Source organism: Lentzea alba (assembly GCF_011067745.1).
In the GTDB taxonomy this organism is placed as follows: domain Bacteria; phylum Actinomycetota; class Actinomycetes; order Mycobacteriales; family Pseudonocardiaceae; genus Lentzea; species Lentzea alba.
Map to the genome: position 1 here is coordinate 14,128 of NZ_JAAMPJ010000001.1, position 24,002 is coordinate 38,129.

The following is a 24,002-nucleotide window of genomic DNA, read 5'->3' on the forward strand; positions in this document are numbered from 1 at the left end:
ACACGGACTCCCTCGCATCCCACAGCTTGGACGGACACTGTTGCACCGGGCCTCACCCGGATGCCGAACGCCCAGCATCACGCTCTGTCACGTCGTCATGTCGTCATTAATACGCACGCGAGCATTCATCCAATTACTCCTGACCGCCGCAGTTCCATAATCCGGTCCTCCGCCACACCCATGTCGGCAAGCACTTCCCCGGTGTCCGCTCCGGTCGAAACCGGGGGTGTCGGAACCGCCGTCGGAGTCCGGTCGAAGCGGGGAGCCGGCGCCGGGTGCACCGCCCCGGAGACGTCCACGAACGAGGCACGCGCCGTGTTGTACGGGTGCCGCGCCGCCTCGGCAGGTGTCAGGACCGGTGCCAGGCAGGCGTCCGTGTCCTTCGCGAGGTCCGCCCACTCGTCCCTGGTCCGGGTCTTCAGCGCCGCCGCGATGCGTTCGCGCAGCTCAGGCCAGTTCGCCGGGTCGTTGCGGGACGGCGCGTCCTCCAGGCCCAGCACGCGCACCAGGTCGGCGTAGAACTTCTCCTCCAACGCGCCCACGGCCACGAACCTGCCGTCCGCGGCCTCGTAGACGTCGTAGAACGGCACGCCGCCGTCGAGCATGTTCTCGCCGCGTCCGCCCTGCCACATGCCCGCGTTGCGCATGCCGTGCAGGAACGTCGTCAGCAACGCCGCCCCGTCGACCATCGCCGCGTCGACGACCTGGCCACGTCCGGAACGCTCCCTTTCGTACAGCGCGGCGAGCACGCCGACGGCGAGCAGCAGCCCTCCCCCGCCGAAGTCGCCGAGCAGGTTGATCGGGAACGAAGGCGGCCCGCCGGCCCGTCCGAGGGGCTCCAACGCGCCCGCCACCGCGATGTAGTTGATGTCGTGCCCGGCCCGGTCGGCGAGCGGGCCGTCCTGGCCCCAGCCGGTCATGCGTCCGTAGACGAGGCGCGGGTTGCGGGCGAGGCACTGTGCCGGGCCGATGCCCAGCCGCTCGGTCACGCCCGGCCGGAAGCCCTCCACCAGCACGTCCGACTGCTCCACCAGCCGCAACACCAGTTCGGCGCCCTCGGGCTTGCGGGTGTCGATCGCGACCGAGCGCCGGTTGCGGGTCAGGAAGTCGCCGGGAACCGTCGAGCGGCTGCCCGGCTTGTGCACCTGGATCACGTCCGCGCCGAGGTCGGCGAGCACCATGCAGCCGAACGGCGCGGGCGCGAGGCCGGCGAGCTCGACGACGCGAAGTCCTGCCAGCGGGCCTGTTCTTGAAGTAGCGGTCACAGGGACCTCGCGATGATTTCCTTCATGATCTCGTTCGTGCCGCCGAAGATCCGCTGCACGCGGGCGTCGGACCAGGCACGTGCGATCGGGTACTCGTTCATGTAGCCGTAGCCGCCGAAGAGCTGCACGCACTCGTCGACGACCTTGCCCAGCCGGTCGCTGGCCCACCACTTCGCCATCGCCGCGGTCGGCACGTCGAGCTCACCGCGCAGGTGCTTCTCGATGCACTCGTCGATGAACGCCCTGGTCACGGCCGCCTCGGTGGCGCACTCGGCGAGCTTGAACCGCGTGTTCTGGAACTTCATCAGCTCCTTGCCGAACGCCGTGCGCTCCTTCACGTACTTCAGCGTCACGTCGACGGCCGCCTCGATGCCCGCGATGCAGCAGACACCGATGATCAGCCGTTCCTGCGGCAGCTGCTGCATGAGCTGGACGAACCCGAGACCCTCCTGGTCGCCCAGCAGGTTCGCGGCGGGCACCCGGACGTCGTCGAAGAACAGCTCGGCGGTGTCCTGCCCCTTCATCCCGACCTTGTCGAGCACGCGGCCGCGCCGGATGTCGTTCTCCACGACGATCAGCGAGATGCCGGTGGCGCCCTGGGCCGGGTCGGTCTTGGCCACGACGATCACCAGGTCGGCGTGCAGGCCGTTCGTGATGAACGTCTTCGAGCCGTTGATGACGTACTCGTCGCCGTCCCTGATGGCCTTCGTGCGGATGCCCTGCAGATCGGAGCCCGCGCCGGGTTCGGTCATCGCGATCGCGCCGACGTACTCGCCGGACGCGAGCTTGGGCAGCCAGCGCTGCTTCTGGTCCTCGGAGCCGTAGGAGTTGAGGTAGTGGGCGACGATGCCGCTGTGCACGCTGTTGCCCCACGCACTGTCGCCCGCGCGTGCCTGTTCCTCCAACAACACGGCCTCGTGTGCGAACGTGCCGCCGCCACCCCCGTACTCCTCGGGGATGCTCAGGCACAGCAGCCCGACGTCACCCGCGCGGCGCCACAGGTCGCGGTCGACCTGCTTCTGCTCGGCGAAGCGTTCCTGGTGCGGCGCGACCTCCTTCTCCATGAACGTGCGGGCGAGCTGGCGCAACTGGTCCAGGTCGCTGTCCATCCACCGCGATCGACGCTCTGCCATGCGGTCCACGAAACCACCGGGCGGTGGTCCACGCCATGACCGGCGCGCCAGGCCGTCACCCGAAAAACTGAGCGAAATTCCCACCCCTGTCGGACAGACTGGACGGCATGCAGATCCAGCAGGTCACGCCGGACGAGTGGCGGCTGTGGCGCGACATCCGGTTGGAAGCGCTGGCCAGCGACCCCGACGACTTCGGGTCGACGCTCGCCCGCGAGGAGGAGTACAGCGAGTCGGACTGGCGGGAGCGGCTGGTCGGGGGCGTGAAGCTGGTCGCCCTGGACGACGGGCCGGTCGGGCTCGTGGCGGGTGCGCCGGAGCCGCAGGGCCTCTACCTCTACTCGATGTGGGTGAGCTCGGCGCACCGCGGCCGCGGGGTCGGGGAGGCGCTGGTTCGCGAGGTGCTGGCGTGGGCGGCGGAGGAGGGCTGGAAGCTCGTCCGGCTGCGCGTCTACGACCACAACCTGCCTGCCCGGCGGCTCTACGAGCGACTCGGCTTCGTAGATGCCTTCGAACCGGAGCACATGGAGCTGAAGGTGAGCTAATCGGTCACCCTCCACGGTCATGGCCAGCTCCTTCGAGCGGGCTTAGCGTGGGTGCCATGAGCGAAGCCTTGATCTTCGACGCGGTGCGCACGCCGCGCGGCAAGGGGAAGCGCGGGTCGCTGCACAGCGTCAAGCCCGTCGCTCTCGCCGCCGGGGTGCTGCGCGCGCTGTCCGAACGCAACTCCCTCGACACCTCCGCGGTGGACGACGTCGTGTTCGGTGTCGTGTCACCGCTCGGCGAGCAGGGCGGTGACATCGCCCGCACCGCCGTTCTGGCCGCGGGCTGGGACCAGCGGCCTGCCGGGGTGCAGCTCAACCGGTTCTGCGCGTCCGGCCTGGAGTCGGTGAACCTCGCCGCGGCCAAGGTCGCGTCCGGGTTCGAGGACCTGGTGGTCGCCGGTGGCGTCGAGTCGATGTCGCGCGTGCCGATGGGCTCCGACGGTGGCGCGTGGGCGATCGACCCCGCGACGAACTTCGACCTGTCGTTCGTGCCGCAGGGCGTTTCGGCCGACCTGATCGCGACGCTGGAGGGCTTCTCGCGCACCGACGTCGACGCGTGGGCCGCCCGGTCGCACGCCCGCGCGTTCGAGGCGCAGAAGGACGGCCGGTTCGAGCGTTCCGTGGTGCCGGTGATCGACCAGAACGGCACGGTGGTGCTCAAGGAGGACGAGACGATCCGTCCCGAGTCCACTGTGGAGTCACTGGGCCGGCTGAAGCCGAGCTTCCAGTTCCACGGCGACCTCGGCTACGACACGGTGGCGATCGACCGCTACCCCACCGTCGAGCGCATCAACCACGTGCACACGCCGGGCAACTCGTCGCAGATCGTCGACGGCGCCGCAGCGATGCTGATCGGGTCGGAAGCCGCCGGTCGCGCGCTCGGACTGACCGCACGTGCCCGGATCGTCTCCGTCGCGGTGGTCGGCACCGAGCCGACGATCATGCTCACCGGACCGGCGCCGTCCGCGCGCAAGGCGTTGGACAAGGCGGGGCTCTCGGTCGAGGACATCGACCTGTTCGAGGTCAACGAGGCCTTCTCGTCGGTCGTGCTGAAGTTCCTGCGGGACATGGACATCCCCGAGGACAAGGTCAACGTCAACGGTGGCGCGATCGCCCTCGGCCACCCGCTGGGCGCGACCGGCTGCATGATCCTCGGCACGCTGCTGGACGAGCTGGAGCGCCGGGACCTGCGCCGCGGGCTGGCCACGTTGTGCGTGGGCGGCGGCATGGGTATCGCGACGATCATCGAGAGGGTCTGAGATGCCTTTCCACTACGACAAGGACTCAGACGGCATCGTCACGCTGACGATGGACATGTCCGGCTCCGCGAACGTCATGAACCTCGAGTACCGGGACCTGATGGGCGAAGCGGTCTCCCGCCTCGAAGGCGACGAGATCACCGGTGTGATCATCACGTCCGCCAAGAAGACGTTCTTCGCGGGCGGCGACCTGAACGTGCTGATCGCGATCACCCCGGAGAACGCCTCCCAGGCCCTGGAAGGCGTCGAGGAGCTCAAGTCCCAGCTGCGCCGCCTGGAGAAGCTCGGCAAGCCGGTCGTGGCCGCGATCAACGGGTCCGCGCTCGGTGGCGGGTTCGAGATCGCACTGGCCTCGCACCGCCGGATCGTGTTGAACGACAACAGCATCCGCGTCGGCCTGCCCGAGGCCACGCTGGGCCTGCTGCCCGGTGGTGGTGGCGTCACGCGCATGGTGCGGCTGCTCGGCGTGCAGAAGGCGTTGCCGTTGCTCATGGAGGGCAAGCAGCTGCGGCCCGAGCGGGCGCTGCAGGCCGGAGTCGTGCACCAGCTCGTGGAGACGCGCGAGGAGCTGATCTCCGAGGCCCGTGCGTGGATCCTGGCGAACCCGGCGCCCGTGCAGCCGTGGGACGTGCAGGGCGCGGGTGTGCCGGACCTGAAGTTCGGTGACCCCAACAGTTACGGCCTGCTGGGCGCGGCTCCTGCCGTGCTGCGCAAGAAGTCGCACGGCGCGTACCCGGCGCCGGAGAAGATCATGGCGACCGCGGTCGAGGGTGCCTACGTCGACTTCGACACGGCGCTGAAGATCGAGGGCCGCTACTTCCTGGAACTGGCCTCGGGTCAGGTTTCCAAGAACATGATCACCGCGTTCTGGTTCAACCTCAACGAGGTCAACGGCCGCGCGTCGTCGACGGGCAAGCGCGTGGCGAAGCTCGGCGTGCTGGGCGCGGGCATGATGGGCGCTGGTATCGCCGAGGTGTCAGCGAAAGCCGGGATCGAGGTCGTCCTGAAGGACGTGACGCTCGAAGCGGCCCAGAAGGGCGCTGGGGGCCTGGAAGGCGTCAAGCCGACCGACTCCGACGACGACCTCGCGGGCTGCGACCTGATCATCGAGGCGGTGTTCGAGAACCGCGAGCTGAAGAACAAGGTGCTGGGCGCGGCAGAAGCCCAGGCGCTGCCGGACGCGGTGATCGCGTCCAACACCTCGACGCTGCCGATCACCGGGCTCGCCACGGCGGTTCCGGACGCCGAGCGGTTCATCGGCCTGCACTTCTTCTCGCCCGTGCCGAAGATGCGGCTGGTGGAGATCATCCGCGGCGAGCGGACGTCCGAGGAGACGCTGCAGCGGGCGCTCGACTACGTGCGGCAGATCGGGAAGACGCCGATCGTGGTCAACGACTCGCGCGGCTTCTACACCTCGCGGACGTTCGGCACGTACGTGGTCGAGGCGATCTCGATGCTGGCCGAGGGCGTCGCACCGGCGTTGATCGAGAACGTCGCGCGCAAGGCGGGCATGGCCGTCGGGCCGTTGGCGGTGTCCGACGAGGTGACCCTGTCACTGCAGCTGAAGATCCACGACCAGACGGTCGCCGACGACCCGTCGCTGGTGTCGGACAGCGCGGCCTACGACCTGATCCGCGAGATGGTCGGCCTGGGGCGCGCCGGGAAGTCCACGGGCGCGGGCTTCTACGAGTACCCGTCCGACGGCTCGAAGAAGTTCCTGTGGCCGGAGCTCACGACCCGGTACGTGAAGGCCGACGCCGGTGTGTCCGAGCAGGACGTGCGGGACCGGCTGCTGTTCGTGCAGGCGCTGGAAAGCGTGCGGTGCCTGGACGAGGGCGTGCTGACGTCGGTGGCGGACGCGAACATCGGCTCGATCTTCGGGTTCGGCTTCGCGCCGTGGAGCGGCGGCACCTTGCAGTTCATCAACTCCTACGGCGTGCAGGCGTTCGTCGAGCGCGCGGACTACCTCGCCGACACGTACGGGGAGCGGTTCCGCCCGCCCGCCTCGCTGCGGGAGCGCGACAAGTTCTAGGCGCGGTAGGAGCCGGGTGAGGACCCGGTCCACCGCTTGAAAGCCCGGTGGAAGGCGCTCGCCTCGGAGAACCCGAGGCGCAGCGCCAACTCCTCCACCGACTCCCCGCCCCGCACCAGCGACGCCACCGCCTGGTCCCGCAGCAGCTGCTCGCGCACCTCGCGGAACGACGTCCCCTCCGCGGCGAGCCTCCTGCGCAACGTCGGCGCCGACACCCCCAACTGGCCCGCCACGGCCTCCAGCCCGGTCACCCCGCGCCCGAGCAACCGCCGCACGTGCCCCGCCGTGTCCGCACCGTGGTCCCGGCGCGACAACAACTCCGCCGGCGAGTGCCGCAAGAAGCGCTTGAGCGCCGCCTCGTCCTGCACGACCGGCATGCGCAGGAACTTCGGGTCGAACGCGATCGCGGTGGCGCGCGCGTCGAACTTCAGCGGACAGCCGAAGATCAGGTGGTACTCGGCGGCGTGAGCCGGTTCGGGATAAGCGAACTCGGCTTCCCGCAACGGAATGCGGCGACCGATGAGCCACGACGAGAACCGGTGCCACAGCACGAGAAGCGACTCGGTCAGGAAGTGGTCGGGATCGCCCGGCACTTCGAGCTCGAACCGGCCGGCGTCGAGCTGGAGGTGCAACGGTTCGTCGAAAAGCGAGTAGAAGGCGAGACCACGCCGGAGCGCCGACTCGAGGTCCGGACAATGAACCGCCAGCAGGCACATCATCGCGAACGTGCCGCGTTTCGACGGCCGCGGCCCGAACCCCATGAACTCGTCGTCGAGAACTTCCCAAAGCGTCTGAATGAGCTTGGTGTACTGCGCGGGCGTGACCCGCGCACGGTCGTCGGCGAGCAAACTGGCCGGAATGCCCGCACCGCCAAGCACGTCGGACGGCGCCGGGCACGCGCGGAGAGCCGCGCGCACGTAGTGAATCGCCACGGTCCGGGTGTGCACGAACCACAGTAAACGCCACCGGCGGTGACGCGGCTCCGGGGAGAGTTGGAGTCGCGTCACCGCCGATGAAGGCCCACCCCAGTGAGCCGTACTCCTCGCCAACGGGGCTTCCGCACGCCCATCGGCAAGGGACGATGTTGTGTCCGTGACAGATAACGCTATGTGGTCTAGACCAGGAAAGTCAATAGCGCGAAGAGAGCAAGCGCGCCGCGATGTTTCAGGCTTGTTCCAACGGTGCTACAGCGAAGCCCGCGGAGAACCGCTGACACCAGATCACCACACTCCGAATGGCGGACACGTCCACTCCGGCAGGAATTTCGTACACCTGGTCGCCACGATTTCCCTTCAACTTGCCAAGGCTGGTGAATCCTTGACCAAAGGTCTTCTCCGGCGAGCTGGAAGCGTGCGGCGAGAGGTAAACGTACAGGTCAGGGCCATCGCTCGTGTCCAGCGAGGCAAACTGGACCGAGTAGCCGTTGTTCGGCAGTTTGATGAGGCTCGCCTTACCGGTCGTGGCGTGCTCGAGTGAGCGCCACTCACCCGCGGCAACCTCTTTGGCCGTTTCGGCAACGGGCGCGGAAGCACTGGAAGTCTCCGACTGAGCCGTGGACGTCGGCACGAGCAGCGCTTCGTGCGTTTCGCGCACCGTGAGCAGCCGCCACGGCTGGAACAGGTACAACCCGACCCCGAGCGCAACGACCAGCACGGCTGCGACGGGAATCAGAAATCGGCGATGCGGCATACCGAAAATACTGGCCCAATCCAGACCAAAAAGAGCTTACGGAGTTGTTAGGGTCCCTGCCGTGGCGACACAGGCGAGGATCGGCCAGGCCGTGCTCGGAGTCCTGATGGTCGGCTGCGCGCTGACCGGTCTCTTCCCCAGACCGGTCCCCCTCCTCTTCGCCATCGCGGCAGTAGGCACAGCCAACGCCGCGTTCCCGCTCATGCGCACGTTCGGCTCCGCCCTGCTGGGCGGCGTGGCAGCCTCCTCGATCGCCCTCTCGTCCGTCCCGTTCGTCACCTGCTCCTCGCAACGCTTCACCGAAGTGTTCACCTGCACGGGTGACGCTCCGACGTGGCATCTGACCGGAACCGTGCTGGTAGCAGGCCTGTCCGGGGCCAGTTTGGTACTCGCCCGGATAACAGATCAGTGACGGCGATCACTCAACCGGGGCCATCAAGAAGCCGATAAGGCAAGCAGGCGAGCGTTCTCCTGCGACTGGTCCACCCGGTAATCTCAGCGTGATCGCCCGACTTCCAACCGTGAGCATGTGAGGAGTACTGCTGTGCGCGCACTGTGGGCCGCGGGTGGTTCCGCCGTGCTCGGGTCCGCGTTGCTCGGAGTGCTGGTGGGAATGGCGATCCACGGCATGGCCGACGACGATCCGTTGAGCAGAACACCCGAGTCCAGCTGGATCAGATCCACCTCCAGCACCCCGCCGAGCACAACCGAGAGCTCCACCCCGAACAGCAGTCCCCAGTCGAGCGCCTCCAGCAGCTCACCCCCGAGCACCCCACAAGCCCCGAAGAAAACCACCCCACCGCCGGCGATCACGAACCCGGCCCCGCCGCCCCCACCGCCAGCGGCCACCACCACGGCCCCGTCATCATCCGGCTGGCCCTGCAGCCCCCTGAACCCGCTGCCGCCGCCCACCTGCAAAAACCTGGAAAACGGCCAGTAGCCGAGGCAAAGGCGGAGCCGAACTGCTCTTCCCGTGCGGTCCGGGTGGGGCCGCAAGGCGACCACCCGCATGAGTCGCGACCACCCCGGCAATCAAGCAGACTCGCGCCGAACCAACACAGTAGGCAGCATCTGCTTCTTGCTCTTCACAGTCTCATCCCGAAGCAGCTTCATCAGGTGCTCGACCATGTGCTTGACCTGTTCATCGGAATCCTGCCGCACCGAAGTGAGCGGCGGCGAAGTGTGCTCGGCAATAGTCGCGTGATCGTCAAACCCGACCACCGCAACGTCCTCAGGCACCCGCCGCCCAGCCTCCTGCAACGTCTCCAACGCTCCAGCAGCCATCAAGTCCGAAGCCACGAAAACAGCATCCAGCGAAGGAATCCGAGACAACAACACGGACATGGCCTTGCGCCCACCCTCGCGAGTGAACCCACCGTCCTCAGTGACCCGAGCAGCCCCCTTGTCGTCCAACGACAAGGCCGACTTGAACCCGTTCAACCGATCAATGGCGGACAGCTCGTCCAGCGGCCCGGAAACGTGCACGATCTTCCGGCGCCCGAGCGACTTCAGGTGCTCGGTCGCCAACACCGCGCCACCCTCGTTGTCGTTGTCCACGAGGTGCATCCCCCGCAACGACCCCCACGGCTTACCGGCGTACACGACCGGCAGCGGGAGCTTCTTCACGATCGACACGAGTTCGTCGTTGCGGTGCGGCGCGAACACCAGGGCGCCGTCGACGTGTCCGCCGGCGAGGAACCGGTGTGCGCGCGCCTGGTCGTCCGGTGAGTGCACCAGCATCAGGACCATCTGCACGTCGGCGTCGGCCAGCGCGCGGGCGCCTGCTCGGATCAGGCGCGCGAAGTGCGGGTCGTCGAAGATCTTGGGTTCCGGCTCGGAGAACACCACCGCGACGGCGCCGGTGCGGCGTGTGACGAGGGCTCGAGCGGCGCGGTTCGGCTGGTAGCCAAGAGCGTGCACGGCGGCGTTGACGGCCTCCAGTGCCTCGGGGCTGACGCGCGGCGACGCGTTCAGCACTCGGGACGCCGTGGCGCGACTGACCCCAGCCCTCGCGGCAACGTCCTCCAGCGTCGGACGCGCGTGGTTGGACACGACCACCACCAACTCCTCGATGAAAACCTTTGAGTCGGCGGTCAGCTTAGCCGCAAGCGATCTCCGCGGAGGGTTTCCGCGCTGTTCATCGTGTTTTTTCAGCTACAACAGTTGCGATTGGCGTCTTCAGAGCACGCCCTCGGGGCGCGATCGACACCCGGAGCAGGCCGTCCTCCCGGCGTGTCGTGGTCTCCAGGCCCGCCCGCGCGGCCGTGCGGACCAGCGCGTCCTCCGACGGCAGGCACCACGCCACCAGCTCGGTGTACCCGGCGGCGCGGGCGTCGGAGGCGAGTGCGCCGAGCAGTGCCGCGCCCACGCCCCGGCGCTGCCACGCGTCCTCGACCAACAGCGAGACCTCGGCGCAGTCCGGTGTGCCGGTGTGGATGAGCTGGCCCAGCGCGACCACCTGGTCCGCGCACTGGACGAGGATCGTGGTGCCGCGCGGCGGGTTGAGCAACCGGTGCAGCCAGCGGCGCGGCACGGTGCGCATGCCGGAGTGGTAGCGGTTGAACAACGTCCTCATGGAACACCGGGTGTGCAGGCCGGCGACGGCGTCCTCGTCCTCACCGGTGCCGGGGCGCAGCACCAAGGCCACGCCGTCATCGCTGAGCATTCCCCGCACCGCCGGCGCCGGGGCCTCCACGAGGTCGAGCAACGCCTGCGCACGCGCGAGTTCCACCTGGGTGAACCTGGCCCAGCCGCGCCTGGCCACCATGTCTCCCAACTGGACCTGACCGTCCGCGGCCTCGCCGTGGGTCACGGAGTCGGCGGCCAGCACCTGTCGCAACGCCTCCGCGGTCTGGTCCGGGTCGGCGAGTGCCATCTTGGCCGCGCGCAACGCCGCCGTCGGCTGGTCGACGAGGTCCCGCACGTGGGCGCCGGTGATCCCGACGCGTTTGCCGCCCTCGCTGCGCACCGCCTCGACGAGGTCGGCGGGCAGCACGCCCTCTCCCGCCCGCACGACGATCTCGTCGAGCACTCCGCCGGGAACGGGGATCACCTGCAGCGCGAGCACGTTGCAGTCGGCGGCGGCCAGCCGGACCGTGACGCGGGCGAGCGCGCCGGGGCTGTCGCTGAGTTCGAAGCGCATGCGCCAGGTCGTCGTCATGCGTCAAGAGTTCACCGGGCTTGTTGCCGCGAGACGAACCACGGGTAAAACGATCGACATAGGGTTCGCTCATGAGGAGAACTCTGGCCGCAGGCCTCACCCTGCTCACCGTCACCGCGCTGGCCACGCCCACTGCCGCCGCCCCCGAAGCGGCTGGTCAGAAGACCCCTGGGCAGGCCACCCTGACGAACTTCGCCTTTCTCCCGGCGGAGACCTACCTTCCCGGCAGCGAACCGAGCGGCGCGGCACTGGGGACGGCCCCGATCAACGGGGTCACGCCGCCGTTCGCCGACCAGCCGATCCAGGGCTTCAGCGGGCTCGTCCGCAACAGCGACGGCACCTTCGACGCCATCTCCGACAACGGCTACGGCACCAAGGCCAACAGCGCGGACTTCCTGCTCCGCATCAACCGCATCGCGCCGAACTTCAAGACCGGCGTCGTCGACGTCGTCGGCGGCATCACGCTCACCGACCCGAACGGCCACATCCCGTTCCCGCTGACCAGGCCGGACCGGGTGATCACCGGCGCGGACATCGACATCGAGTCGGTCACCAGGGGCGCCGACGGCACCTACTGGATGGGTGACGAGTTCGGCCCCTACCTGCTGCACTTCGACCGGGCCGGCCGCCTGATGGCACCGCCGGTCCCGCTGCCGGGCGTGCGCGCTCCGGAGAACCCCGCAGGCAACCCGAACCTGGGCGGCAGCAAGGGGTTCGAGGGCATCACGCTGTCCCCCGACGGCAAGACGATCAACGCGCTGCTGGAGGGCACCGTCGCCGGTGACACGCCGGGCACGCTGCGCCTCAACGAGTTCGACATCGCCGGCAACGCGTTCACCGGCAAGACCTGGCAGTACCAGCTGGAGAGCCCGAACTTCGCGATCGGTGACGCCATCGCCGTCGACAACAACCGGCTGCTGATCGTCGAACGCGACAGCGCCCAGGGCGTCGACGCGATCGTCAAGCGCGTCTACCTCGCGGACAAGCGGGACAAGAACTCCGACGGCAAGCTCGACAAGACCATGGTCGCTGACCTGCTGAACCTCGCGAACCCTAAGCACGTCGGCGGGTTCGCGGACCCGTTCAAGTTCCCGTTCGTCACCATCGAGGACGTCACGATCCTCGACGACCGCACGCTCGCGGTGCTCAACGACAACAACTTCCCGTCGTCGTCTGGCCGCACCCCGGGCAAGCCGGACAACAACGAGTTCATCACCATCAGGCTCGCCGAGAACCTGCACGCCGACCCGAGGGTCCTGCGCAGGCGATAGTCAGGAGAGCGCTCTCACCCGCGGCACAGAAGTGTCCGCGGGTGAGAGCGCCAAGCCCCCCTCGGCCCGCCTGCTGGGCTAAACGGTGTAGCCGTGCGCGGGAAGCCCGTTCTGCCCGATGATCCGGGACAACGTGACCGCGCTTTCCTTCACCGTGCGCTGCTGGGTCTCGAAGTCGACGTGCACGATCCCGAACCGCTGCGAGTACCCGGCCGCCCACTCGAAGTTGTCGAGCAGCGACCACGCCAGATACCCGCGCACGTCGGCGCCTTCGGAGATCGCCCGGTGCACCGCGCGCACGTGGTCCACCAGATAGCGAGTCCGCTCGACGTCGACCACCCGGCCCATCGCGTCCACGACGTCGGGGAACGCGGACCCGTTCTCGGTGACCACCAGCGGCACCCCGCCGGCGTCACGCGACAACCGGACCAGCAACTCGGTGAACGCGTCGGCGTTCTGCTCCCACCCGAACCCGGTCAGCTCGCCCTGCGGCGGCTCGATGGACGCACCGCGCAGCCCCGCGTGCGGCCCGGCCGGCACGAACTCGGGGTGAGCGGGCGCGACGCGGGTCGGGTTGTAGTAGTTCACGCCGATCCAGTCGATCGGGGTCGCGATGATCTCCATGTCCCCGTCGCGGACCACGTTCGTCCAGTCACCCAGCCACGTCGTGTCCTGCAGGACGTCGAGCGGGTAGCCGCGGCCGCAGATCGGGTCGAACAGGATGCGGTTCTGCAGCCCGTCGACCTTCCTGACCGCTTCCGCGTCATCGCCCCAGACGGTGCTGAAGTTGAGCACGATCGACAACCGGTGCGAGTCCGGTGCCTGCGCGCGCAACGCCTGGGTGGCGAGTCCGTGGGCCAGCAGCAGGTGGTGCGCCGCCTCCAGGGACGCCACCGCGTCGGTGATGCCCGGCGCGTGGATTCCGTTGCCGTAGCCCAGGAACGCGGACACCCACGGCTCGTTCAGCGTGGTCCAGGCCTGCACCCGGTCCCCGAGCCGGTCGTGCACGACGGCGGCGTAGTCGGCGAACCGGTAGGCGGTGTCGCGGTTGCGCCAGCCGCCGAAGTCCTCCAGCACCTGCGGCAGGTCCCAGTGGTACAGCGTGACCAACGGCTGGATGTCCTTCTCCAGCAACGAGTCCACCAGCCGGTCGTAGAACGCGAGCCCGCGCTCCTCGACCGGACCGCTGCCGCTGGGCTGGATCCGGGGCCACGCGACGGAGAACCGGTAGGCCGCCATTCCCAGCGAGGCCATCAGGTCCACATCGGACTCATACCGGTTGTAGTGGTCGCAAGCCGGGTCACCCGTGTCGCCGGCCAGCACCTTGCCAGGCGTCGCCGCGAACGTGTCCCAGATAGAGGCGCCACGACCGTCCACTGTGGTCGAGCCCTCGATCTGGAACGCCGCGGTGGCTGCTCCCCACAGGAAGTCCGGTGGGAAGGTCAGCACCTCCCGCCCGACCTCGACGTCCGAGTCGGTCGTCATACATTCACATCCTCGTGGCTTGATCCCTGCTGTGTTTCACCCTTTTACGGCGCCCTGCATGATGCCGCCGACGATCTGGCGCGACAGCAGGACGAAGATCGCGATCACCGGCAGCACCGCGAGTGAGGCGCCGGCGAGCATCAACGAGTAGTCGGTGTAGTACCCGCTGGCCAGCGTCGACAGCGCCACCTGGACCGTCGGGCTGTCGTTGGGGTCCAATACGATCAACGGCCAGAAGAAGTCGTTCCACGCGGTCATGAACGTGAACATGCCGAGCACCGCCGCCTGGGGCCGCACCGCCGGGAAGCCGACATGCCAGAACGTCCGCAGCACCGAACACCCGTCGACGCGGGCCGCCTCGATCAGCTCGTGCGGCACCGTCTCCTCGCACGCCTGGCGCATCCAGAACACCGCGAACGACCCGATCAGCACCGGCACGATGACCGCCTGCAGCGTGCCGTACCAGTCGAGGTCGGACATCAGCATGTACAGCGGGATCACACCGAGCTGCGTCGGCACCATCGCGGTGCCGAGCACCACGAGGAACAGCGAGTCGCGGCCCCTGAACCGAAGGCGCGCGAACGCGAAGCCCGCGAGCGTGCCCAGCACGACGTTCGAGATCGCCACGGACGCCGCCACGATGAACGAGTTCTGCATGGCGAGCCAGAAGTCCACGCTGTCGAACACGCGGGTGACGTTCTCGACCAGGTTGCCGCCGGGAAACAGCGGCGGCACCTTCTCACCGAGGACCGAGTTGTCCTTCGACGCCACGATGAACGAGTAGTAGAGCGGGAACACCGAAGCCGCGAGCACGGCGACCAGGAACCCGTACAGCAGAGGACCTGCCTTGGCGTTCTTCATCGCTTGATCACCCCTTGCCCGCGATGCGCCGCGTCAGCGAGAAGTTGACGACCGCGACCAGCAGGACGACCAGGAACAGCATCCACGCGATGGTGGCCGAGTACCCGGCGTCGAACAACCGGAAGCCCTTCTCGTACATGTACATCACGAGCGTCTGGAACTGCCGGTCCGAGCCACCGCTCGCGTTGTTGGCGGCGAAACCGGGATCGAACAGCGCGGGCTCGGCGAACAGCTGCAGGCCGCCGATCGTGGACGTCACCACGGTGAACAGGATCGTCGGCCGGATCGACGGCACGGTGATCGACCAGAACATCCGCCAGCGCGACGCACCGTCCAAAGTGGCCGACTCGTACATGTCCTTGGGCACCGACTGCATCGCCGCCAGGTAGAGCAGCGCGTTGTACCCGGTCCAGCGCCACATGACCATTGTGGACACCGCGAGATGGGAGGCCCACGTCTCGGCGCGCCAGTCGATCGGGTCGATCCCGACGAAACCGAGCAGGAAGTTCACGATGCCGAAGTCGCGGCCGAAGAACTGCGCGAACACCAGCGCCACCGCGGCGACCGAGATGACGTTGGGCAGCAACACACCTGCGCGCCAGAACGCTCGTCCGCGCAGTCCCCGGTCGAGCAGGGCGGCCAGGCCGAGCGCGGCCAGCAGCTGCGGGACGGTGGAGAGGACGAACAGGCTGATCGTGTTGAACAGCGCGTTCCAGAACTTGGCGTCGGAGAACAGCTCGACGTAGTTGGCGAGCCCGACGAAGCCCTGGTTGCCGTCGATCAGCTGCCAGTCGTGCAGCGACACCCACGCCGTGTACACCAGCGGGTAGAGCCCGAAGATCCCGAACACCAGGAAGAACGGCGCGATGATCAGGTACGGCGTGTACTTGGCGTCCCAGTTGTTCAGCCGCAGGCGCTTCGGTTCCGGGGAAGAAGGAACCGAGGCGGCCGGAACCGCCTCGGTCTCCGTGCGCAGCGCCGTCACTTGACGGCGTCCTGCGCTTCCTTCAGCGCCTGCGTCCAGGCTTCAGCGGCGGACTGCTTGCCCTGCTCCACGCGCTGCAGCGCACTGTTGAAGACGGGCGTGACCTTCGAGTCCTTCGTGCCGCGGTAGGTCGGCTTCAGCGACTCGGCCGAGTTGCCGAAGATCTGCCCCACCGGCGCCTTGTTGAAGTACTCGTTGACCGTCGCCTGCACCTCGGCGTCCTTGTAGACGGCGGGCTGGCTCGGCAGGTTGCCGGTCTCTTTGAAGATCCGCTTCTGCTGCTCGGGGGCCGTCAGCCACTTGGCCAGCTCGTAGGCCTCCTTGGGGTGCTTGCCCTGCTTCGGGATCGCGAGGAACGAGCCACCCCAGTTGCCGCCGCCACCGGGCGCCGTCGTCACGTCCCACTTCCCGGCCGCCGCGTCGCCCGCACCCGCCTTGATCAGCGCGAGCGCCCAGGCCGGGCACGTGGTCGTGGCGAACGAACCCTGCTTCAGGGCGACGTTCCACTCCTGGCTGAACGGCTCGAGGGCACCGGTCTGCTGCTTGGTGCCGAGCGCCGCCGCCGTGTCGAACGCCGTCTTGACCTTGTCGTTCTTGTCCGCGATGTAGGAGTCGTCCTTCGCGAAGTAGCCCTCCTCGGTCTGGTCGAGGATGGCCTTGTAGGGGTTGCGGCCGGTGTCGACGAACTTCACGTTCGGCGTCTTGGCGGTGAACTGGTCCGCGACCTTCGCGTAGTCGGCCCAGGTCGGCCACAGCTTCGCGACGGCCTCGCGGTCCGTCGGCAGGCCCGCCGCCTCGAACAGGTCGCGGCGGTAGCAAAGACCGAGGCTGCCCATGTCCGTGCCCAGCCCCAGCACGAACTCACCGCCGTCCGCGGTGCCCTGGTTCCACTTCCAGCCGGCCCACTGGTCCTTGAGGTCCTTGGCGCCGTACTCCGCGAGGTTCACGAACTTGTCCTTGGAGGCGCGGAACTGCGAGACCACACCCTCCTCGAGCGCGACGATGTCCGCAGCGCCACGCCCACCCGCGAGCTGCGTCGCGAGCTGCGTGTTGTGCTGCTCCATCTTGACCTTGCGCTGCTCGACCTTGATGTTCGGATGCGAGGCCTGGTACTCCTCGATCAGCTTGTCGTAACCGAAGTCGGAGAACAGGCCCAGCGACAGCTCTACCTTGCCGTCGGCCTCGGAACTCCCGCCGCAGCCAGCGGCCAGAACCATCACGAGGGTCGCAGCGACGCTGCCGACCAGCCTTCTGTTCATCCGTCCTCCTCGACGGGCGGCGCCACCGGCGCTGCTGACAGGTTGTGAGAGCGCTCTCACACTCAACCGGAGAAGCTCGGGTGTCAAGCGGTCGACATCGTTCCGTAACTTTGTGGAGGTCGGCAACAAAAACCTGTGCCGGGATCTGAACGCGTCTCAGCCTGGTCGGCCGGAGGCCCCCGGAAACGACGAAGAGGGACGACCGGGCCCTCGCTCCGGTCGTCCCTCACCCCAGGTAGAGGGGGTTGCGGGCCAAAAGTGACGCGCGCTCCCGAACTTTTTTCGCCAACCCCCGCTCGCCCCCGCCGGCGCGGGAACGCGGGGCCCTCACGTTCCCCATGAGGTAACGCGGGGCCCCCGCGTTACTTTCAGGATGCGGAAAGACAGCGGAGGCCCGGTGCCCCGACAGCACCGGACCTCCACCGATCCCCCGGCAGTGCGGCCCCTGTTTCCGCACCACCGAACCCGCCTGGTTCGGCCCCCGACCGCCGCAGCCAGGCAGGGTGTCTCCTACGCCTCCGCCATCCCCGCGACCACGGAGTTCTTCGCCGCGCGCCGAGCAGGCAGGGCGGCGGCGATCACAGCCGCCACCACAGCGAGCCCGAGCATGATCCCGATCTGGCCGAACGGGACGGAGAAGCTGATCTGGAACTCCGCGTTGGAGATCGCCTCGACCAGCAGCCAGCCGAACCCGGCACCGAGCACGACACCCACGACCGCGCCGATCAGCGCCATCAGGATCGACTCGACCACCAGCATCTGCCGCAGCTGGCCCCTGGTCAGGCCCAGTGCCCGCAGCAGGGCCGACTCGCGGGTCCGCTCCAGCACCGACAGCGTCAGCGTGTTCGCGATGCCGAACAGGGCGATGATCAGCGCCAGGCCGACGAGGGCCCAGATGAACAGCAGGACCTGGTCGATCTGCGAGTTCAGCTCCGCCTTGGTCTCCGCCGCGGAGTTCAGCACCGCGACCGGCGAGGTGGCGATGGCGCGTTCCAGGTCGGCGCGGGCGGCCGTGATGTCGGTGCCCGGCGCGAGCTTGACCAGCAGTTTCTGGTAGCCCTTCGGGGCTTCCTTCAACACGCTCTGCGCCGAGGCCAGCGTCACGAGGCCGGCGCCGTAGCTGTTGTCCTTGATCAACGCGACGACCTTGAAGTCCTTGTCGTTGATCTTCAACGAAGACCCGATCGACAGGCCCGAGTCCTTCGCGTCCCGCTCACGCAGGGCGATCTCGCCGTCCTTGAGGCCGGTCAGCGTTCCGCTGGCCACCTCCGGGCGCACCAGCGAACCGATCGCGTCGGACGGGTAGCCGGTGACGTCGCCGTACTTGAGCTTGTCGGACTCGCCGAAGACCTGGAGCTCCGGCGCGACCTTGGCGACGTTGCGCACCTTCGTCAGCTCGTCGGCGAACTTCTGCGTGAGCGGCTGGCTGTAGACGTTCGAGCTGACCTCGTAGTCGGCCGGGAACCGCTTGTCGACCTGCTCGTTCATGGTCTGGCGGCCACTGCCGGCCACGACCGTCACCATCGCGACGATGGTCACGCCGATCATCAACGCCGCCGTCGTGGCGGCGGTGCGCTTCGGGTTGCGGCCCGCGTTGGCCGAGGCCAGCTTGGCCGGGACACCGCGCAGCGCCTTGCCGAACAGCCGGTTCACCAGCGGCACGTACAGCGGGCCGAGCAGCAGCACCGCCAGCAGCAACACCATCGTGGCGCCGCCGGTGATGAACATCGCCGGCTCTTCCTTCTCCTGCTGCAGTCCGAAGTAGACGGCCGTGCCGCCGATCAGCGCGATCAGCGTCGCGATGATGATCCGGACCTTGCCGGTGCGGGCGACGTCGTCGTGGCTGTCCGGCTGCGAACGCAGGGCGGCGACCGGGGCGACCTTCGTGGCGCGGCGGGCCGGCAGCACGGCCGACAGCACGGTCACGACGACACCGACGCCGAAGCCGGCGGCGATGGTCACCCACGAGATCGGCAAACGGATCTCGACGTCGTCACCGCTGGGGCCGCCGACCGAACCGACCAGTGCCTGCAGGCCGGCCGAGACGCCGAGACCGCCGAGGATGCCCAGCACCGATGCCGCGAGGCCCATGAAGACCGCCTCGGCGAGCACGCTGCGGAACACCTGCCCGCGTTCCGCACCGACGCAGCGCAGCAGTGCGAGTTCCTTCGTGCGCTGGGCGACGAGGATCGTGAAGGTGTTGTAGATGACCATGCCCGCGACGATGAGCGAGATCGCGGCGAACGCGAGCAGAAAGGTCCTGATCTCGCCGGCGGCGTCACCTACCTGGGCCAGCGTCTCCTGGGTCAGCTGCTCGCCGGTCTGCACCTTGTAGCCGGCACCGACGGCCTTGTTGATGTTGTCGACGAGCTGCTGCTGCGTCACGCCGTCCTTGGCGACGGCCACGATCTCGTAGATGCGCTGGTCCGGGATGACCGTGCGCAGCCCTTCCGGCGACACCACGACGTGGTCGCTGCCGGACATCGACATGCTGCTGGCGCCCTGCTGGTAGGTGCCGACGATGGTGAACGAGTGCTCGGCGTTGTTCTCGTCGAGCAGCTTGAGCTTGTCGCCGACCTTGAGCTTCGCCGTCTGCGCGGTCTTGACGTCGATCGCGGCCTCGTCGGCCTTGACCGGGAACTTGCCGTCCTTGAGGTTGAAGTCGCGCAGCTTCTCGGTGGTCGGCAGCGGCTGGACCGCCGCGTTGCGCGCCTTGCCGTCGCTGCCGAGCAGTGCGGCGCTGGCGAACTCGCGGGAGTCCGCACCGGCCACGCCCTGGGTGGAGCGGACCTTCTGCAGGACGTCCGCCGGGATGCCGTTCCTCATGACGGTGCTGTCGCTGTTGTCCGCGAGGTGCACGGCGGCGTCCACGTTGCGGGCGCTGCGGGCGAAGTTGTCCCTGGTCTGAGCCTCGACGGCGTCGCCGAGCACGAGCGTGCCCGTCACGAACGCGACGCCGAGCGCGATGGCGATGCTGGACAGCACCAGCCGCGCCGTGCGGGCGCGCAGGCCCGCGAGGATGGTCTTCAGCATCTACCTCACGCCCCCAGGTGCGTGAGAGCGTTGACGACGGACTCGGTGGTGGGCTGGAGGATCTCGCCGGCGAGGCGGCCGTCGGCCAGCAGCACCACGCGGTCCGCGTAGCTCGCGGCCACCGGGTCGTGCGTCACCATGATCACGGTCTGGCCCAGCTTGCGGACCGACATGCGCAGGAAGTCGAGGACCTCGGCACCGCTGCGGGAGTCCAGGTTGCCGGTCGGCTCGTCGGCGAAGATGACCTCGGGACGGGCGACGAGCGCACGGGCACACGCCACGCGCTGCTGCTGGCCACCGGACAGCTCGGTCGGACGGTGGGTGAGGCGGTCGCGCAGGCCGAGGACGTTGACGATCGTGTCGAACCACTGCTTGTCGGGCTTGCGGCCGGCGAGCTCCAGGCCCAGCAGGATGTTCTGCTCGGCGGTCAGCGTCGGCAGCAGGTTGAAGGCCTGGAACACGAAGCCGACGCGGTCGCGGCGCAGCTTGGTCAGGTCCTTGTCGTTGAGCTTGGTGATCTCGGTCTGTCCGATGTGGATCGCGCCGCTGTCCACCGTGTCCAGTCCCGCGAGGCAGTGCATCAGCGTGGACTTGCCGGAACCGGACGGGCCCATGATCGCGGTGAACCGGCCGGCCTCGAACGCCACGTTGATGCCGTCGAGCGCCCGCACCGCGGTGTCACCCTTGCCGTAGACCTTCACCAGCTGGTGAGCCGCCGCGGCGGTAGTGCCGACTGCGCCCACTTCGGACACCAGTGCAGACATGTCGCTTGCCTTTCCTCACAGGGGGTGTTCCTTGATGAGGAAGAAGCTATGAGTTCGCTGAGTACGCGGACATCAACTCGGCGACGCGTTGAGCATCAGCCTGAGGTATGACAACCGGGGCTATTCCAGCAGACCTCGGTCGTACGCGATGGCCACGGCCTCCGCGCGCCGGGACGCCCCCAGCTTGGCCATGATCCGGGAGAGGTGCACGGACACCGTCTTCTCGCTGATGTACAGCTCCTCGCCGACCTCGCGGTTCGTGCGTCCGGCGGCCACCAGCCCGAGCACGTCGCGTTCGCGCGGGGTGAAGAGGTCGATCTGCTCCCTCGCGGGTTCGTCCGCCCTCAGGGTGATGCGGGCCCGCTTCGCGCACGCCGCCACGGCCTCTGCCAGCGGCGTGGCCTTGAGCCTGGTCGCGACCTCGTCGGCGCGGCGGAGCTGCTCACCGGCCTCGTCGCGGCGATCGGCGCCCAGCAACGCCTCCGCGAGCCGCCACCGGCACAGCGCCTGCTCGAACACGAGCCCGTACCCGAACTCGTCGACCGCGGCCTGCCACAGTTCCGGGTCGCCCGAACCGTCCAGCCTGGACTCCTCGGCGAGCGCGCGAGCCAGCCACGCACGTCCTTCCGGACCGAGAACTCCGGCCCGCGGCTTGCCGTTCCGCGCGGTCAGCCGCACGTGCTCGGCGAGCTTGTGCCCGTCCTCCACCGCCTGCTTCTCGGCCTCGGCGTCCCGCTTGCGACGCGCCTTGGCGGCGATCTCCGCGTGCGCCGCGATGCCGATCGCACCGATCCGGATGCCGGCGAGCATCCACGGACCGCCGAGCTTGCGCGCCCACTCCAACGCGTCCGTGACCCGCTCCACGGCCAGTTCCGGACGGCCGCGCCACAACGCCAGCTCCGCGCCCGTACCGCCGTTGATCAGGGCGATCTGGATGTCGCGGTGCCAGTCGCTGCGCAGTTTGGTGATCATCCGCTCGGACTCGGCCAGGTCGCCGCGCGAGACGGTGAGGTGGGTGCTCGCCGACGCGAGCCGGGCCAGCACCGTCGACGACACGGACATGCCGGGTGGTTCACTGGCCCACGCCGCGTAGTCCCAGTCGCCGATGTAGTAGTGCACGAGCACCTGGAGGATGCGGATCTCCAGCCCGAACATGCTCCACGTCAGGCCGGTCTCCTTGGCCCGGTCGCCCGCCTCGTTGTAGACGCGCGCCGCCTCGGCCAGTTCGCCCCGGTCGTAGTGCATGAGGCCGTAGTAGTACCAAGCCCTCAGCTCGTTGTTGAACGCTCCGACCTCGCGCGCACTCCTGATCGCGCGCTCGAAGCTGACCTTCGCCTCCGCCGGCCGGCCCGCGTGGTCGTCGAGGATCGCCAGGGTGCCCAGTGCGTCCGCGACCGCCCCCGGCGCGTTCGCCGTCTGGCCGTCCGCGAGCGCCAGCTCGGCGGTCTCCCGCGCGGCGGCGTCCTCGCGTTGCTGGCGCAGGGACGACGCCTTGCCGGCCAGCACGCGGGCGCGGGTCGGGCTCGGGTCGCGCCCGTACACGAGGTCGAGCGCCTTCCCCAGGACCGCGGAGTGCTCCTCCTCGTTGCCGTCCAGGATCGCCAGCGCCTGGGAGAGCCGCAGCCACACCTCGGCGGCCTCTTCCGGCGACTGCTGGTCGGTGATCGCCTTGGTGGCGCTGCGGGCGAACGCCACGGCGCGTTCCGGCTGCCCGGCCGTGCCCGCGACCCAGGAGGCCCGGCGCAGCAGCACCGATTCGTCCACATCGGACGGACGGTCCCGCTCCGGGACCGCGTTCCACAGGTTGAGCGCCTTTTCCAGGTAGCGCAACGACTCCGCGGGCGCACCGGCGCGTTCGGCCTCCCTGGACGCCGCGATCGAGGCCTTGAGCGCCTGCGGGAGATCGTGGCTCTGGAAGGCGTGGTGGGCCAGCGCGGCGGCCGCGCCACGTTCGTCGAGGTGCTGGGCCAGGTGATGGGCGTACGAGGCGTGCAGCCGGACCCGTTCGCCCGGCAGGAGGTCGCCGTACACGGCTTCCCTGAGCAGCGCGTGGCGGAACGTGTAGACCTCGTCGTCGTTCACGACCAGCAGGTGGTGCTGCACCAGTTCCCTGAGCGTGGTGTCGAGCTCGACGTCCGACATGCCCGCGACCTCGCGCAGGCGGTCGTGCCGGACCCGGCGGCCGCGCACGGACGCGACGCGGACCACGTGCTGTGCCTCGGGGCTGAGCCGTTCGACGCGGCTGAGCAGCACGTCGGCCAGCGCGGACGGCAGCGACCGGTCGTCGCAGGTGGCCACCGCGATGAGTTCCTCGGCGAAGAACGCGTTGCCCTCACTTCGTTCCGCGACCTGCCGGACGACGTCCTCCGGGAGGTCGTCGGACAGCGCCTCGACGAACCTGCGGGCGTCCGCCGCGTTGAACGGCGAGAGGTCGAGACGTTCCACCGCGGGCAGCCGGACCAGCTCGGACAGCAAGGGGCGCAACGGATGGCTGCGATGCAGGTCGTCCGCGCGGTAGGTGCAGACGACGAGCAGGCGCTGGGAACGCAAGCGGGACAACAGGAACGACAACAGGTACCGCGTGGACGCATCGGCCCAGTGCAGGTCCTCGACGACCAGCAGCACCCGCTGCCGTTCGGAGAGATCACCGAGCAGCCCGAGCACGGCGTCGAACAACTGGAGCTGTCCGACGTCCTGCTCGGGCCTGCGGCCGGGGATCAAGCTAGGTGCGATCATGCCTTCGGTGCCGGGCTCGCGTTCGGCCGGCAACGCCAGCTGCGGCAGCAACATCGCGAGCGCGGGCCGGTTCGCGGTGTCCTTGAGCGCGCTGAGCGCCTCGGCGAACGGCAGGTAGGGCAGCCCTGTCTCGCCGGCGTCCAGACACCGTCCCACGAGGACGAGCGTGTCGTCGGCACCGGCGGCCAGTTCGTCCATCAGCCGCGTCTTGCCGACGCCCGCGTCACCGGCGAGCAACACCGCCCCCGCGGTGCCCTCACCCGCCTGCGCCAACATGGCGCGCAACCGGTCCAGCTCGCGGTCGCGCGCGACCAACGGAATTCCGGAACCGAGACGCGCCACGAGTGGCATGCTCGCACAGCTCATGCTTTGACGCCGCTGTGTTTCGCAGAGGTGCGGTGGATCACTCGCCTGATCCACGACGGCGCGCCGCCGTTCGACCGCTGCCAGTTGCACACGGCGTTGCCACGTCGGTAGTCGATTTCCGCCTTGATCGCCTCAGGGGTCCATTCGGTCATGGCCATGAGG

General features: G+C 68.6%; 20 protein-coding genes. 5 read left to right on the forward strand and 15 right to left on the reverse strand.

Annotated elements, in window-relative coordinates:
* Positions 1-125: 125 nt before the first annotated feature.
* Together G7043_RS00085 and G7043_RS00090 are read right to left on the reverse strand one after the other, a co-directional pair.
* A complete protein-coding gene (locus tag G7043_RS00085) occupies positions 126-1,265 on the reverse strand; it encodes a CaiB/BaiF CoA transferase family protein (RefSeq protein ID WP_166042696.1) in 1,140 nt (379 codons plus the stop codon).
* Complete coding sequence (locus G7043_RS00090) at positions 1,262-2,398, reverse strand: acyl-CoA dehydrogenase family protein (RefSeq protein ID WP_166042697.1); 1,137 nt, start codon at positions 2,396-2,398, stop codon at positions 1,262-1,264. The genes G7043_RS00085 and G7043_RS00090 overlap by 4 nt, the downstream gene beginning before the upstream one ends.
* 107 nt (positions 2,399-2,505) lie before the next feature.
* Here G7043_RS00090 and G7043_RS00095 point away from each other — a divergent pair, with 107 nt between their 5' ends.
* The 3 genes from G7043_RS00095 to G7043_RS00105 are packed head-to-tail and all read left to right on the forward strand — an operon-like array spanning position 2,506 to position 6,231.
* On the forward strand, positions 2,506-2,940 hold the full coding sequence (locus tag G7043_RS00095) for a GNAT family N-acetyltransferase (protein WP_166042698.1): 435 nt from the start codon (positions 2,506-2,508) through the stop codon (positions 2,938-2,940).
* A 56-nt stretch (positions 2,941-2,996) separates the two neighbouring features.
* Positions 2,997-4,199: an acetyl-CoA C-acetyltransferase gene (locus G7043_RS00100; RefSeq protein ID WP_086665291.1), complete on the forward strand. Its 1,203-nt coding sequence runs from the start codon at positions 2,997-2,999 to the stop codon at positions 4,197-4,199.
* A 1-nt stretch (position 4,200) separates the two neighbouring features.
* Positions 4,201-6,231, forward strand: coding sequence for a 3-hydroxyacyl-CoA dehydrogenase NAD-binding domain-containing protein (locus G7043_RS00105; protein ID WP_166042699.1), 2,031 nt, complete (start codon positions 4,201-4,203; stop codon positions 6,229-6,231).
* Here the strand turns inward: G7043_RS00105 and G7043_RS00110 are convergent.
* Positions 6,228-7,178, reverse strand: coding sequence for an AraC family transcriptional regulator (locus G7043_RS00110; RefSeq protein WP_166042700.1), 951 nt, complete (start codon positions 7,176-7,178; stop codon positions 6,228-6,230). The two genes, G7043_RS00105 and G7043_RS00110, sit on opposite strands and share 4 nt — an antisense overlap.
* Positions 7,179-7,395: 217 nt before the next feature.
* Positions 7,396-7,920, reverse strand: coding sequence for a DM13 domain-containing protein (locus tag G7043_RS00115; RefSeq protein WP_166042701.1), 525 nt, complete (start codon positions 7,918-7,920; stop codon positions 7,396-7,398).
* 61 nt (positions 7,921-7,981) lie between these two features.
* Here G7043_RS00115 and G7043_RS00120 point away from each other — a divergent pair, with 61 nt between their 5' ends.
* On the forward strand, positions 7,982-8,332 hold the full coding sequence (locus G7043_RS00120; protein ID WP_112272931.1) for a hypothetical protein: 351 nt from the start codon (positions 7,982-7,984) through the stop codon (positions 8,330-8,332).
* Positions 8,333-8,415: 83 nt separating this feature from the next.
* Here G7043_RS00120 and G7043_RS00125 read toward each other — a convergent pair whose 3' ends face one another.
* The 3 genes from G7043_RS00125 to G7043_RS00135 form a co-directional block, all read right to left on the reverse strand.
* Positions 8,416-8,832 carry a hypothetical protein gene (locus G7043_RS00125; protein WP_166042702.1) on the reverse strand — a complete coding sequence of 139 codons (417 nt, stop codon included), beginning with the start codon at positions 8,830-8,832 and terminating at the stop codon, positions 8,416-8,418.
* A 120-nt stretch (positions 8,833-8,952) separates the two neighbouring features.
* The gene (locus G7043_RS00130; protein ID WP_166042703.1) at positions 8,953-9,978 is read right to left on the reverse strand and encodes a LacI family DNA-binding transcriptional regulator; all 1,026 of its coding nucleotides are present in this window, start codon (positions 9,976-9,978) and stop codon (positions 8,953-8,955) included.
* A gap of 79 nt (positions 9,979-10,057) precedes the next feature.
* Entirely contained in the window at positions 10,058-11,080 is a 1,023-nt protein-coding gene (locus G7043_RS00135; RefSeq protein WP_166042704.1) for a GNAT family N-acetyltransferase, read from the reverse strand.
* A gap of 71 nt (positions 11,081-11,151) precedes the next feature.
* On the opposite strand from G7043_RS00135, the gene G7043_RS00140 reads away from it, so the two are divergent.
* On the forward strand, positions 11,152-12,351 hold the full coding sequence (locus G7043_RS00140; RefSeq protein WP_166042705.1) for an esterase-like activity of phytase family protein: 1,200 nt from the start codon (positions 11,152-11,154) through the stop codon (positions 12,349-12,351).
* 78 nt (positions 12,352-12,429) lie between these two features.
* Here G7043_RS00140 and G7043_RS00145 read toward each other — a convergent pair whose 3' ends face one another.
* From G7043_RS00145 to G7043_RS00180, 8 genes are all read right to left on the reverse strand, one after another.
* Positions 12,430-13,836, reverse strand: coding sequence for a GH1 family beta-glucosidase (locus tag G7043_RS00145; protein ID WP_166042706.1), 1,407 nt, complete (start codon positions 13,834-13,836; stop codon positions 12,430-12,432).
* Between the two features lie 36 nt (positions 13,837-13,872).
* Entirely contained in the window at positions 13,873-14,697 is an 825-nt protein-coding gene (locus G7043_RS00150) for a carbohydrate ABC transporter permease (RefSeq protein WP_166042707.1), read from the reverse strand.
* A gap of 7 nt (positions 14,698-14,704) precedes the next feature.
* On the reverse strand, positions 14,705-15,610 hold the full coding sequence (locus G7043_RS00155) for a carbohydrate ABC transporter permease (RefSeq protein ID WP_390827099.1): 906 nt from the start codon (positions 15,608-15,610) through the stop codon (positions 14,705-14,707).
* A gap of 68 nt (positions 15,611-15,678) precedes the next feature.
* Positions 15,679-16,941, reverse strand: coding sequence for an ABC transporter substrate-binding protein (locus G7043_RS00160; RefSeq protein WP_166042708.1), 1,263 nt, complete (start codon positions 16,939-16,941; stop codon positions 15,679-15,681).
* A gap of 510 nt (positions 16,942-17,451) precedes the next feature.
* Entirely contained in the window at positions 17,452-19,974 is a 2,523-nt protein-coding gene (locus tag G7043_RS00165) for an ABC transporter permease (RefSeq protein ID WP_166042709.1), read from the reverse strand.
* 5 nt (positions 19,975-19,979) lie between these two features.
* Positions 19,980-20,738 carry an ABC transporter ATP-binding protein gene (locus tag G7043_RS00170; RefSeq protein WP_166042710.1) on the reverse strand — a complete coding sequence of 253 codons (759 nt, stop codon included), beginning with the start codon at positions 20,736-20,738 and terminating at the stop codon, positions 19,980-19,982.
* Positions 20,739-20,858: 120 nt separating this feature from the next.
* Positions 20,859-23,825, reverse strand: a complete 2,967-nt coding sequence (locus G7043_RS00175) for a helix-turn-helix transcriptional regulator (RefSeq protein WP_166042711.1) — start codon at positions 23,823-23,825, stop codon at positions 20,859-20,861.
* Positions 23,826-23,836: 11 nt separating this feature from the next.
* Complete coding sequence (locus tag G7043_RS00180) at positions 23,837-23,992, reverse strand: hypothetical protein (RefSeq protein ID WP_166042712.1); 156 nt, start codon at positions 23,990-23,992, stop codon at positions 23,837-23,839.
* Between the last annotated feature and the right edge of the window lie 10 nt (positions 23,993-24,002).

Excerpts from the sequence above, each read along its gene's own strand:
- G7043_RS00115 (WP_166042701.1), bottom strand. The coding sequence starts at position 7,920 with ATGCCGCATCGCCGATTTCTGATTCCCGTCGCAGCCGTGCTGGTCGTT.
- G7043_RS00105 (WP_166042699.1), top strand. The coding sequence starts at position 4,201 with ATGCCTTTCCACTACGACAAGGACTCAGACGGCATCGTCACGCTGACG.
- G7043_RS00180 (WP_166042712.1), bottom strand. The coding sequence starts at position 23,992 with ATGACCGAATGGACCCCTGAGGCGATCAAGGCGGAAATCGACTACCGA.
- G7043_RS00145 (WP_166042706.1), bottom strand. The coding sequence starts at position 13,836 with ATGACGACCGACTCGGACGTCGAGGTCGGGCGGGAGGTGCTGACCTTC.
- G7043_RS00100 (WP_086665291.1), top strand. The coding sequence starts at position 2,997 with ATGAGCGAAGCCTTGATCTTCGACGCGGTGCGCACGCCGCGCGGCAAG.
- G7043_RS00175 (WP_166042711.1), bottom strand. The coding sequence starts at position 23,825 with ATGCCACTCGTGGCGCGTCTCGGTTCCGGAATTCCGTTGGTCGCGCGC.
- G7043_RS00150 (WP_166042707.1), bottom strand. The coding sequence starts at position 14,697 with ATGAAGAACGCCAAGGCAGGTCCTCTGCTGTACGGGTTCCTGGTCGCC.
- G7043_RS00095 (WP_166042698.1), top strand. The coding sequence starts at position 2,506 with ATGCAGATCCAGCAGGTCACGCCGGACGAGTGGCGGCTGTGGCGCGAC.
- G7043_RS00140 (WP_166042705.1), top strand. The coding sequence starts at position 11,152 with ATGAGGAGAACTCTGGCCGCAGGCCTCACCCTGCTCACCGTCACCGCG.
- G7043_RS00165 (WP_166042709.1), bottom strand. The coding sequence starts at position 19,974 with ATGCTGAAGACCATCCTCGCGGGCCTGCGCGCCCGCACGGCGCGGCTG.
- G7043_RS00160 (WP_166042708.1), bottom strand. The coding sequence starts at position 16,941 with ATGAACAGAAGGCTGGTCGGCAGCGTCGCTGCGACCCTCGTGATGGTT.
- G7043_RS00090 (WP_166042697.1), bottom strand. The coding sequence starts at position 2,398 with ATGGCAGAGCGTCGATCGCGGTGGATGGACAGCGACCTGGACCAGTTG.
- G7043_RS00135 (WP_166042704.1), bottom strand. The coding sequence starts at position 11,080 with ATGACGACGACCTGGCGCATGCGCTTCGAACTCAGCGACAGCCCCGGC.
- G7043_RS00170 (WP_166042710.1), bottom strand. The coding sequence starts at position 20,738 with ATGTCTGCACTGGTGTCCGAAGTGGGCGCAGTCGGCACTACCGCCGCG.